General features: G+C 38.5%; 16 protein-coding genes. 6 read left to right on the top strand and 10 right to left on the bottom strand.

Annotation, left to right across the window (positions count from 1 at the left end; translation table 11 throughout):
- Positions 1 to 40: 40 nt before the first annotated feature.
- Complete coding sequence (locus C8270_RS17475) at positions 41 to 283, bottom strand: spore germination protein (RefSeq protein ID WP_106498068.1); 243 nt, start codon at positions 281 to 283, stop codon at positions 41 to 43.
- Complete coding sequence (locus C8270_RS17470; protein WP_158701762.1) at positions 252 to 566, bottom strand: spore germination protein; 315 nt, start codon at positions 564 to 566, stop codon at positions 252 to 254. Before C8270_RS17470 ends, C8270_RS17475 begins: the two co-directional genes overlap by 32 nt.
- A gap of 930 nt (positions 567 to 1,496) precedes the next feature.
- Between C8270_RS17470 and C8270_RS17465 the strand changes: the two genes are divergently transcribed.
- The 5 genes from C8270_RS17465 (at position 1,497) to C8270_RS17445 (ending at position 5,125) form a co-directional block, all read left to right on the top strand.
- Positions 1,497 to 1,643, top strand: a complete 147-nt coding sequence (locus C8270_RS17465) for a cytochrome c oxidase subunit 2A (protein ID WP_106498066.1) — start codon at positions 1,497 to 1,499, stop codon at positions 1,641 to 1,643.
- An 11-nt stretch (positions 1,644 to 1,654) separates the two neighbouring features.
- Complete coding sequence (locus C8270_RS17460) at positions 1,655 to 2,116, top strand: cytochrome c oxidase subunit II (RefSeq protein WP_106498065.1); 462 nt, start codon at positions 1,655 to 1,657, stop codon at positions 2,114 to 2,116.
- Positions 2,117 to 2,131: 15 nt separating this feature from the next.
- A complete protein-coding gene (locus C8270_RS17455; RefSeq protein WP_106498064.1) occupies positions 2,132 to 3,811 on the top strand; it encodes a cbb3-type cytochrome c oxidase subunit I in 1,680 nt (559 codons plus the stop codon).
- Between the two features lie 120 nt (positions 3,812 to 3,931).
- Positions 3,932 to 4,564, top strand: coding sequence for an SCO family protein (locus tag C8270_RS17450; protein ID WP_106498063.1), 633 nt, complete (start codon positions 3,932 to 3,934; stop codon positions 4,562 to 4,564).
- 3 nt (positions 4,565 to 4,567) lie between these two features.
- A complete protein-coding gene (locus tag C8270_RS17445) occupies positions 4,568 to 5,125 on the top strand; it encodes a hypothetical protein (RefSeq protein ID WP_106498062.1) in 558 nt (185 codons plus the stop codon).
- 41 nt (positions 5,126 to 5,166) lie between these two features.
- Here the strand turns inward: C8270_RS17445 and C8270_RS17440 are convergent, their stop codons facing one another.
- From C8270_RS17440 to C8270_RS17415, 6 genes are all read right to left on the bottom strand, one after another.
- Complete coding sequence (locus tag C8270_RS17440; protein ID WP_106498061.1) at positions 5,167 to 5,385, bottom strand: spore germination protein; 219 nt, start codon at positions 5,383 to 5,385, stop codon at positions 5,167 to 5,169.
- Between the two features lie 51 nt (positions 5,386 to 5,436).
- Positions 5,437 to 5,832 carry a spore germination protein GerPE gene (locus tag C8270_RS17435; protein WP_106498060.1) on the bottom strand — a complete coding sequence of 132 codons (396 nt, stop codon included), beginning with the start codon at positions 5,830 to 5,832 and terminating at the stop codon, positions 5,437 to 5,439.
- Between the two features lie 28 nt (positions 5,833 to 5,860).
- Positions 5,861 to 6,034, bottom strand: a complete 174-nt coding sequence (locus tag C8270_RS17430; protein WP_106498059.1) for a spore gernimation protein GerPD — start codon at positions 6,032 to 6,034, stop codon at positions 5,861 to 5,863.
- On the bottom strand, positions 6,031 to 6,612 hold the full coding sequence (gene gerPC, locus C8270_RS17425) for a spore germination protein GerPC (protein ID WP_106498058.1): 582 nt from the start codon (positions 6,610 to 6,612) through the stop codon (positions 6,031 to 6,033). The genes C8270_RS17430 and gerPC overlap by 4 nt, the downstream gene beginning before the upstream one ends.
- A gap of 77 nt (positions 6,613 to 6,689) precedes the next feature.
- Positions 6,690 to 6,908: a spore germination protein GerPB gene (locus tag C8270_RS17420; protein WP_106498057.1), complete on the bottom strand. Its 219-nt coding sequence runs from the start codon at positions 6,906 to 6,908 to the stop codon at positions 6,690 to 6,692.
- Positions 6,909 to 6,925: 17 nt separating this feature from the next.
- Entirely contained in the window at positions 6,926 to 7,138 is a 213-nt protein-coding gene (locus tag C8270_RS17415) for a spore germination protein (protein WP_106498056.1), read from the bottom strand.
- A gap of 158 nt (positions 7,139 to 7,296) precedes the next feature.
- Between C8270_RS17415 and C8270_RS17410 the strand changes: the two genes are divergently transcribed.
- Positions 7,297 to 8,487 (top strand): DUF418 domain-containing protein, encoded by a 1,191-nt coding sequence (locus C8270_RS17410; RefSeq protein ID WP_106498055.1) that lies wholly within the window; start codon positions 7,297 to 7,299, stop codon positions 8,485 to 8,487.
- Here the strand turns inward: C8270_RS17410 and C8270_RS17405 are convergent.
- Positions 8,484 to 8,750, bottom strand: coding sequence for a hypothetical protein (locus C8270_RS17405; protein ID WP_158701761.1), 267 nt, complete (start codon positions 8,748 to 8,750; stop codon positions 8,484 to 8,486). The genes C8270_RS17410 and C8270_RS17405 overlap by 4 nt on opposite strands.
- 70 nt (positions 8,751 to 8,820) lie before the next feature.
- Positions 8,821 to 10,017 (bottom strand): ornithine--oxo-acid transaminase, encoded by a 1,197-nt coding sequence (locus tag C8270_RS17400; protein WP_106498053.1) that lies wholly within the window; start codon positions 10,015 to 10,017, stop codon positions 8,821 to 8,823.
- Positions 10,018 to 10,187 lie beyond the last annotated feature (170 nt).

The raw sequence follows: 10,187 nt of genomic DNA, 5'->3' as shown, positions 1-10,187 counted from the left end.
AGTCCTATCCCTTCAAACCATTAAGAAATCATACATGCGTTTACGGTTGATTAGGATTTGATATCGTTGGACTCCCTCCTGAATCTTGATCATTTGCATCGTTATCTAGCCAGCCGTTTTTAGTTGGGGCAAATACGGAAGAAGGATCACCAATTCCGATTGCATTCCCCTGACTTTTATTGTAAACCGTATTACCTGAAAAGGAAGTATCGCCAAAATTAACGGAGGAGTTCCCCGCTTGCGAGTCAATTTTAATCGGGCCAACCATAAAATGATCGTTCATTGTTTATCCTCCTAGCTGCACTCCCTATAGTGGCTTCCTCTTGGCCAGAATTGACTTTGTTCTCGGATTGTGATGATGAATCGTTTCCCTTACTTTCTTCATTCGTTTGTTTGTTTTCCATGATGGAGGCTGATGAGGAAGAATCTCCTATTGCACAATTGGTTCCTTGAGATTGATCTTCATATTTAGGATTTAGCTGTGTCATTTCCCCAATTGTAATTGATGCATTTCCGGTCATATTGGTAATTTTAATACTTCCGATCCGAATTAATGGATTGTTCATCATATTCTTTCCTTTAATTAAGATATACTTTAGCGTATGAGAAAGATCGATAGAAAGTGAACCAATGTGATTAAGTTGATCTTTTTGTCACCCTAAAGCAATAACTTATTCAACAATAATCACAAGGATTGGATTTCTAATTGTGACGGATTTGTTGCTATTTATAATCAGTATCCATAACGAGCAAACCCTATTAATCCAAGGGGTTATGCTCGTTTTTTTTGAAGGCTCTATTCGTAATGTTTGTTAAGTTTAATTGCGTAGTTGATATAGAATGCGACGTAATGAAATTTCTATTTTGTGACTTTTATTCCGGTTCTAATGATGATTGAGTGCTTAGATTTCGCTCCGGCAGAATACTTCGCTTTCCGCGGGCACGGCTTCAGCCTCCTCGCGGGAAACCGCCGCTGCGGGGTCTTCAGACACGTGCTTTTCCCGCAGGAGTCTACGTATTCTGCCTGCGCTGATAGGAAATTTCTGAATATAGAGTGGTTTGGTTATTGCCCATAAAATCAACGTTTAGAATAGTTCTTATCAGTTGAATAGAAAATTATTCTAAGCTGCGGGAAAATGCGAGACTCCTATGGGAAAAGGAACAGTCTGAAGACCCCGCAGGAAGTGGTTTTCTTCCGAGGAGGCTGAAGCGTTCCCCATGGAAAGCGAGTATTTTCCCGCAGCGCTGGATTAGCACTCATTTTAGATAGGACGAGAGAAAGTCACACTAAAGTTACGTCGTATTATATATCTGTTGTGTCAAAAACAACAATCTATTTGAAACAGCCTTTATGAAAAATCGTTTGTTCTGGTTAAATTGTTGAAAGCGATTGTAAGAAAAATCACAGTTGCTTGTGATTCATTTCACTTCTCCACATTATCTCCCAGATTATGATGTAAGTGTAATAGATAGTACGAAGCGAAGGAGGGGTGGAAATGGAAACGACCAAAACGAATCTTTCTGAAAAACAAACTGAAGACGAGAAATCATTACGAGGCACATTAATCTCAGTAGGCATTGTCGGAGCTGTTATCGTCATCATGTGGGTGGCAGTATTTTGGATATATATGGCTAGAGTATAGGAGGGAATGACATGCATCGATTTGAAGAAATCTGGCTTGCTTTAAGTGCCGGTATTTTAATATTATTTATGGTCGTCGTTGGGTATCAAACATTTGCACTTGAAATGGGGCCGCCGAGTGATAAAGATACAATTGATCCACAAAAGGTAGACCAAACTGCTCCATTTGACGAGCCAGGGATTAAGCAGATTGGCAAAAATGAATATGAAGTAGTCATGACGTTACAAGCATTCGGTTTTACCCCTGGAAATATTGAAGTCCCAGCTGGAGCAAAAATTAACTTTACCATGACTTCTAAGGATGTAACACATGGATTTCAAGTTGCTGGAACAAATATAAATGCAATGGTTATGCCAGGACATATTCAGAAAATAGCACATACATTTGATGAACCTGGCAGCTATTTAGTGCTATGTAATGAATATTGTGGAACAGGACATCAGTTAATGTCTACAACAATTACGGTGAAGTAAAGGAGGGAAACATAAATGGAACGAGCAGTAAAAACAACTATTCGCAAAGAAGCCCGAAAAGCTTTAGGTGTTAACCTTCAAGATGCCAAACTATCAAAGGCATATTTAACTGTATCATTTATCACGTTGCTCATTGGCGGTATTTTAGGATTATTGCAGGGGTTACAACGTGCAGGTTTGTTGGAATTGCCAGTATGGTTAAATTACTATCAAGTGTTAACAGCACACGGAATTTTATTAATCCTTATTTTTACAACTACTTTTACCATTGGTTATCTATACGCAGGACTTTCACACACACTCGGCGGACTCCTACCTAAGGTTCGGAAACTGGCCTGGATCGGATTTGGCTTGATGATGGTTGGAGTTGCATTAGTAATTATTACAATTTTAATGAATGAAGCATCTGTACTATATACATTTTATCCGCCATTAGCAGCTTCTCCCGTGTTTTATATCGGATTAGTGTTTGTTGTACTCGGGATTTGGTCTTGTTGTTTTGGTGCTTTCATCAATTATTTTCATTGGAGAAAACATCATCGCGGGGAAGTAACACCATTGTTAGCATTTTTTGCGATGGGGGTGTTTGTACTTTGGTTCTTCGGCAGTATCGGTGTCACAATTGAAGTGCTAACACTTATTCCTTGGTCTTTAGGGTGGAAAGAAACGATTAACGTTATGGTAAGTCGTACACTATTTTGGAGCTTCGGCCATACACTCGTAAACATTTGGTATATTGTAGCAACGTCTGCCTGGTATGTCGTTGTACCGAAAGTCATTGGCGGCCGTGTATTTAATGATAAATTAGCACGGGTTGTTGTAATTCTATTAGTCATTTTAAATATTCCTGGTGGATTCCATCATCAAATCATTGACCCAGGGATCTCGGAATCTATTAAATTTTTACATGTATTTATGAGTATTTCGATTGCGTTTCCTTCGCTCATGACTGCATTTGCGATGTTTGCGCTCTTTGAACGGACAGGAAGAAGATTAGGTGGAAAAGGGTTGCTTGGCTGGTTTAAGAAACTTCCATGGGGAGACGTACGTTTCTTAGCACCGATGATCGCAATGATCGCCTTTATTCCTGCAGGTGCTGGGGGAATTGTAAATACAAGTAATCAGATGAACCAGGTTATTCATAACACTATGTGGGTAGTTGGCCACTTTCATTTAACTGTTGGCACATCCGTTGTTTTAACTTTCTTTGGGATTTGTTATTGGTTAATCCCGTATTTATCAAAACGAGAATTAACATCAAAAATGAATAAACTAGGTATCGTGCAAACCATTATTTGGACTGTTGGGATGATCCTGATGTCTGGCTCTCAACATCTAGTCGGATTATTAGGTGATCCTAGACGAACTGCATATACGACATATGGCGACCATGGAACAGCACTAAGCTGGATACCATACGAATATGTAATGGGAATTGGAGCAACATTACTGCTTTTGGGTGTCATCATTCAAGTTTACGCTGTGTTCAACATGATGTTTTTTGCACCAAAAGGAAATACAGAATTTCCAATTGGTGAGGTGGAAGCTGATGCACAGCCAACTCCATTGTGGACAGAGCGGTGGGGGTTATGGATTGTATTAATGCTGATGGTTGTTGCAATGGCGTATGTTGTACCAATTGTTGATTTTATTGTCAATGCACCACCAGGATCACCACCAATTAAGACTTGGTAATACGAAGGGAGATATAAAGGGTCGGTGATTGGGAAGGGTATTTGCAAATTAGCAAGTTCCCTTTCCAATGCTTGCCTGCCGACATCTAGTCTCTAACTTCTGCTTAAGGAAGTGATGGTAATGATCGAAAATCGGCGTAATGCATTGGCTATAACAATCGTTATTATTTTTGGCAGTATCTTGTTTTATATTGGTACAGATGGATTTCACGCTTTTACTGCGGAAAGTGCTAGAACATATGAATTAATAAAAAACAAGCCGACATTTCCTAGTGTCACACTGCAAGATAGTAGAGAAAGGACCTATACATTTGATTCGTTTGCCGAGGGGAAATTTGTGTTTTTAACGTTTATGTATACGAGTTGTACAACCGTTTGTCCACAATTAGAGATGAATATGGCTAATGTTTATAAGATGATCCCGCAAAAATATATTGGAGAGGACATTGTATTTTTAAGCATTAGTTTTGATCCGGAGCGGGATAATCCAGAAACACTGACAAAGTATCGCACCTATTTCGGCAGTGATGGAGAAACGTGGCGAATGGCGAGGGTTAAGAATAAAACGGAGTTAGATACACTATTAAATAAATTGGGCGTTGTTGTGATCCCAGATGGAAATGGGAATTTCACCCATAATACAGCATTTTATTTGATCGGCAAGCAGGGACATTTGTTGGAAGTATTGGATTTCACTAAAACAGATGAAGCCGCGAACACAGTGAACAAAATACTAATTGAAGCGGGGGAATAATCAATGAAACAGGCTATGTATGGTTTATTGCTATATGTTTTCTTAATTCTTCCCCCGGTTGCGAATCTATTAGAATCAATTATGATCGTGCATATGCACATGCAAATACCGCTACTCGTTATTTCAGGTTTTTTGATGGCGCCATTCCTCCAACGAAAATTTCCGCACTTCTTCGGGAAATGGAACAGCAATGGAGTGGCGGGAATGCTCTTATTGATGATTGTCTGGAGTTATTGGATGATACCACGAGCAATGGATGAAGCAATTACAGTGCAGGCAGTGGAAATATTTAAATTTATTAGTTTACCATTTTTGGTGGGAGTTCCTCTCCGTGATAGTTGGAGTAGACTAGGGGGAATTGGAAAAGGCATTATCTATGTATATATCATGTTGGTTCTTATGGTAATGGCATGGTTGTATATCGGTTCGGATGACCAGATTTGTAACAACTATCTGGAGGTTGACCAAAAAACACTTGGTTGGGGGTCACTAGCAATGTCCGCCTGTATGATCATATATGGCATACAATTAATGGTTGTGGATCAATCACAATATAAATAACGGATCAGCCCCCTGCCACGCTAGCAGGGGGCTGATACCGTTTACGCGTTCGACGTTATTAGTTGATCATATGCGTCTTGGTCAAATGGGTTTGTAGAACTGTAGCCAGTATTTGTATTGATAAAGTCTCCAGTATTGAACGAACCCGAACCAGCACTGGTTTTTGAGGTGCTTTTTGGAGATAGGTAAAACGAATCTCCAAAATTGACAACCCCACCATCAATGCTGTTAACCTTTAAAGGACCTACTATCGATGGCATCCTAACACCTTCTCGAGATTTTTTTATTATATAGAATAAAGTATGAATGTCTTATGTGCTTTGTGCAGCATTCCTGTCTTCATCATGCAATATTCGGAAGTGTTTAATGCGTGCTTCAGTGGATATATTGCCAATACTTCCTACCTGAAAGATAGACGAGGTTTCTACACCAATAAAAGATGCATGATGCACATTGATATTGTTTGTGTGATGATTAATTTGCTGCTTAACGTGTTTACCATTTTTTGGCCATTTAACGGCTTGATTAAATAATCGATAGTTCGTAAATTCTACATCATCTTTTTTCGTAAATATAGCTCCCTCTTTTTGTACCGCTATCACATTTGATTTTGGTCCGGCAGTTGCTGTATCACCAATCGAAAAAATTGAACTAAATGACACGGAGTTCCCCTTAATATGTTTGACGCGTACATTCCTCTTTTCCATGCTGTCATCACCTTCTGAAACTATTATTTTATGGTGCTAATGGAACAACATTCCCGACAGTGAACGCTTCTGGTGGTGTATCGAAAAACGATGCCAGCATCATTTCGTCATTGTCACCGATCAAGAATACTGAGGAAGCTGTGATTGCATCAACTTCTACATTTCCGACATTTAATCCCCAGTTGTGAACTTCTAAATTCATTGATCTGCTCCTTTTTGTTCGTTATTTTGCATATAATTAACAAGTGATTGATAAATTTCGTTTTTAATTTGTTCCGTGATGTAAGCTGTTAATTGATCTTCTGAGTTTATGTTTTGATCCTTCGCTTCCTGTTCGTAAAAAGCAATTCGCTGAGGGAGTTGTTTTTCAATATCTTGTAGCATGATCGACTGAAAGCCTTCGTCCACAGGCTTTCGATATTGATTTGCTAAATCTTGGATTAATGCAGGACCTTCTTGGTTTATGTGTTGGCTTAGGTCTGATAATAACGACTGCTTCATTGGGGGCTGGAAATTGGCAGGATTTGTTTGATTGATTCCTAGATCATCAATGTTTGCTAAATCACTAGGTGACAACCCGATATGAAGTGTTCCTTCCAATCGTTCAATTTTTAATTGGTCAAAATTGTATTCGATTTTTTCGATTGTATTTTTATTTTTTTCTTTGGAAATCGTTTCTACCTGGTCCAATTTTGATTCCAATTCTTTTATTTTTTTACCTTGTTCCTGAATATGCTGGTGAAGGTCATAAAAGTAAGTAGTCCATTCGTTTCCATTCATAAAAAAATCCCCTCTCACGCTTGGTAAAAAAATCGGTTTGTATTTAGGTTAAGGCCTATGTTAGTTTATGTGAATGCTTAAAAATCGTGCTTTGTTTGGGAAAGTGGAATTAATGGGGTAGAACGTTTTCCTAGTGGTATAGCTTCTTCAGCTGGTTCCGTATATCCTCCGGTATTATGAATATCCGCTTGGGCCTGGATACTTCCAGTGCTGCCGATTTGCAAAACGGAAGAATTGGTTATGGAACCGATTTTGATCATATAAATGTTGATCGATTGATGGATCGTCATGTTCATGCTGCTCACTCCACTAATTAATCGACTGGTTGGTCAATGTGATCTTTATCGTAAACGTACGTATTAGAATCTGCTAATTTTATACGAATTCCGTCACCTGTATTAAAGGAACCTCCACCAGCATAAGTTTTTGCAGAACTTTCTGGGCACATCGAATACACGTCTCCAATATTTAGAATGCTTGAAGAGGATACCGTGATAACTTTGACCGCTCCCACTTGTGCTGGCATACTTATTCCTCCTTCTTTGTTTAGTTTATGTGATTTTCCTAAATTGTTGAAAGCAAGAAGGAAGTTTGGATGACGAGGGCGAATAATAGATTGAATACATATATTTTTGAAGTTATACGCTTAGAAGTTGATTTGCTCACGAGGGAAGGTGAGAATGGATGGACAATCGTGTGGAGCCAGTTAAAGAAACGCATCGCCTTATATGGATGGACGCGGCAAGGGGATTTGCGATTTTTGGTATTTTTATGGTGAATATTGGAGCATTTTCGGCACCATATTTTTTATATGGCGGCGCTGAGGACGCTTGGACGGAGCCTGTTGATCACTACACGCAAACGGTTATCGATATTTTTTTTCAAGCTAGTTTTTATACGCTATTTTCGTTTTTGTTTGGGTTCGGGTTTCAACTGTTGAAAGAACGGCTAACAGCAAAAGGAATTAACGTACATTCTTTTTTGTTTCGTAGGTTACTAATTTTAATCGGTTTCGGATTTATTCATGCTTTTTTCATTTGGCATGGCGATATTTTATTATCCTATGGAATCATTGGATTATTTTTATTAGCTTTTATCAACCGTTCGAATAAAACATTGCTAGTATGGTCCTGTCTTTTGCTGGGTGGAAGCGCATTTTTATATACACGGTTTTTATATGACTTCAGAGGGTATCTAGATTATTACGATGTCGCGGCGATCTATTTAGCCAAAGCCCACTATAGCAGTAGTGAGTTATCCGTTATTTTGGCCCAAAATGTGAATGACTGGTTTTATGCAAATGGCTTATTTTCGTATTTCCTATCGGTTACGTCATTACTGCCATTGTTTTTGCTTGGTATGTATATTGCTAGAAAACGCTGGCTCCATCAGCCAAGTGTAAAAATAAGTCTACTTAAAATTTTTTGGGTTGTAAGTTTAATGGTGTTTATCGCAATAAAAATGGGCCCATACCTTTATGGGAATCCAACCTGGTTTTCTTATGTTCAGGATAATATTGGTGGCACGGCATCGGCATTGTTTTATGTTGTCTCTATTGTTTTACTGGCGCAAACAAACATAGGATTAAAATGCATCAAACCATTTTCCTATGTTGGCAGAATGTCGTTGACAAATTATATTACGCAATCATTGATCAGTTTTGTTCTATTTTATGGGATTGGGTTTGGATTGTACGGTTCGGTTAATCCTAGTATTGGTGTTGTTATCGTCTTAGTTGTGTTCATCGGGCAAATTTTCCTTAGCAGATGGTGGTTTACTCATTTTCTGTTTGGGCCACTTGAGTGGGTGTGGCGGAGTCTGACATATGGGAAAAGACAGCCATTATGGAAAAGAAATGTTAAACAAATGTATTAAAGGAAATCAAAAACATTAAATCGAAATAAAAAAGCAATATATAAGATGGTAATAATGACAAAGAAGAAAATATTAATCTTGTCCTTCTTTGATTTAACAAAACTGATAATACCAATTAAATATGCCACCGAAATACAAATAGTATATATAATCGATGAGATATCTTGAATGAAACCTAGTAAAACCACAATAACACCAGTTATAATAGCAACGCCTATAGGTTTAGTTGCAGCAGACAAATTGATCATCTCCATCTTTATCAAATGTTTGGGATAAAAACGGCTTTCCATAATGGAAAGCCGTTTTTACTTACTTTATCTTTTAACAATTAGTTTATCCTCTTAAAACATCTTTAATATGTCCAATCGCCCAATCCAAATCTTCTTTTTCAATAATGAGTGGTGGGGCGAAACGGATAACATTTTCGTGTGTTTCTTTGCATAATAAACCTTTTTCTTTTAATGCCTCACAATATGGGCGGGCTGCTTCATTTAGCTCAACACCAATAAATAGTCCTTTTCCACGTACTTCTTTAATTGCAGGATTATCGATTTTTCGCAGTTCTTCCATCATGTAGTTTCCGAGCTCTAATGAACGGTCTGCCAAATGTTCTTCTTCGATAACTTCAAGTGAAGCAACAGAAACGGCACATGCTAATGGGTTGCCACCGAATGTAGATCCGTGTGAACCGGGGTTAAATACACCGAGAATGTCGCTGTTCGCAACAATGCATGAAATTGGCATAACGCCACCACCAAGGGCTTTACCTAAAATAAGAATATCTGGCGTAACATTTTCCCAGTCACAAGCGAACATTTTACCTGTACGGGCTAGTCCTGCCTGAATTTCATCGGCTATATACAATACATTGTTTGCTTTACAAAGATCGTACGCTTCTTTCAAAAATCCTTCAGGAGGAATAACAATACCAGCTTCTCCTTGGATTGGTTCAAACAAAAAGCCTGCTGTGTTTTCGTTGATTGCTGCTTTTAGTGCATCAATATCACCGTATGGGATGAGTTTAATACCTGGTAACATTGGACCAAATCCACGTTGATATTCCGCTTCTGATGACAAAGAAACCGCTGTCATTGTCCGGCCGTGGAAGTTTCCTTCACAAGCAATGATTTCCGCTTTGTTTTCGGCAACACCTTTAACATCATAAGCCCATCTTCTAGCAGCCTTTATTGCCGTTTCAACTGCTTCAGCGCCTGTGTTCATTGGTAGTGCATTTTCTTTGTTTGTTAGTTTGCAAATTTTTTCATACCATGGGCCTAACTGGTCATTGTGAAATGCCCGAGAAGTTAGTGTTACCCTGTCTGCTTGTTCCTTTAGTGCATCGACAATTTTTGGATGACGGTGCCCTTGGTTAACTGCAGAATAAGCACTTAACATATCCATGTAGCGGTTGCCTTCTGGATCCTCAACCCAGACACCATCTGCTTTTGTTATCACAACAGGGAGCGGGTGATAGTTCTTTGCACCATATTCCTGTGTTTGGTCGATAATTTGTTGACTAGATTGTGACATAGTAACCCTCCAAAGTTTGGAAAAATATTGTGCTCTTGCCTACGTATTTTTCCTATTTTTTATTTGTACTTTTTAATAAAAACGCAAATAAAGCACAATTCTTATTATAACAGTTTTCAGTATATTTTTCTCCCCTGTAAAAAATGTTCATATAAATTTCAAATGAATTT

It is taken from the genome of Lentibacillus sp. Marseille-P4043 (genome assembly GCF_900258515.1).
In the GTDB taxonomy this organism is placed as follows: domain Bacteria; phylum Bacillota; class Bacilli; order Bacillales; family Amphibacillaceae; genus Lentibacillus_C.
The sequence above is the reverse complement of the archived record's forward strand: the minus strand, read 5'-3'. Positions and strand labels throughout refer to the sequence as shown.

What these genes read in the sequence shown, in the direction of transcription:
- C8270_RS17475 (WP_106498068.1), bottom strand. Translation starts at nt 283, where the DNA reads ATGAACGATCATTTTATGGTTGGCCCGATTAAAATTGACTCGCAAGCG.
- C8270_RS17470 (WP_158701762.1), bottom strand. Translation starts at nt 566, where the DNA reads ATGAACAATCCATTAATTCGGATCGGAAGTATTAAAATTACCAATATG.
- C8270_RS17465 (WP_106498066.1), top strand. Translation starts at nt 1,497, where the DNA reads ATGGAAACGACCAAAACGAATCTTTCTGAAAAACAAACTGAAGACGAG.
- C8270_RS17460 (WP_106498065.1), top strand. Translation starts at nt 1,655, where the DNA reads ATGCATCGATTTGAAGAAATCTGGCTTGCTTTAAGTGCCGGTATTTTA.
- C8270_RS17455 (WP_106498064.1), top strand. Translation starts at nt 2,132, where the DNA reads ATGGAACGAGCAGTAAAAACAACTATTCGCAAAGAAGCCCGAAAAGCT.
- C8270_RS17450 (WP_106498063.1), top strand. Translation starts at nt 3,932, where the DNA reads ATGATCGAAAATCGGCGTAATGCATTGGCTATAACAATCGTTATTATT.
- C8270_RS17445 (WP_106498062.1), top strand. Translation starts at nt 4,568, where the DNA reads ATGAAACAGGCTATGTATGGTTTATTGCTATATGTTTTCTTAATTCTT.
- C8270_RS17440 (WP_106498061.1), bottom strand. Translation starts at nt 5,385, where the DNA reads ATGCCATCGATAGTAGGTCCTTTAAAGGTTAACAGCATTGATGGTGGG.
- C8270_RS17435 (WP_106498060.1), bottom strand. Translation starts at nt 5,832, where the DNA reads ATGGAAAAGAGGAATGTACGCGTCAAACATATTAAGGGGAACTCCGTG.
- C8270_RS17430 (WP_106498059.1), bottom strand. Translation starts at nt 6,034, where the DNA reads ATGAATTTAGAAGTTCACAACTGGGGATTAAATGTCGGAAATGTAGAA.
- gerPC (WP_106498058.1), bottom strand. Translation starts at nt 6,612, where the DNA reads ATGAATGGAAACGAATGGACTACTTACTTTTATGACCTTCACCAGCAT.
- C8270_RS17420 (WP_106498057.1), bottom strand. Translation starts at nt 6,908, where the DNA reads ATGAACATGACGATCCATCAATCGATCAACATTTATATGATCAAAATC.
- C8270_RS17415 (WP_106498056.1), bottom strand. Translation starts at nt 7,138, where the DNA reads ATGCCAGCACAAGTGGGAGCGGTCAAAGTTATCACGGTATCCTCTTCA.
- C8270_RS17410 (WP_106498055.1), top strand. Translation starts at nt 7,297, where the DNA reads ATGGACAATCGTGTGGAGCCAGTTAAAGAAACGCATCGCCTTATATGG.
- C8270_RS17400 (WP_106498053.1), bottom strand. Translation starts at nt 10,017, where the DNA reads ATGTCACAATCTAGTCAACAAATTATCGACCAAACACAGGAATATGGT.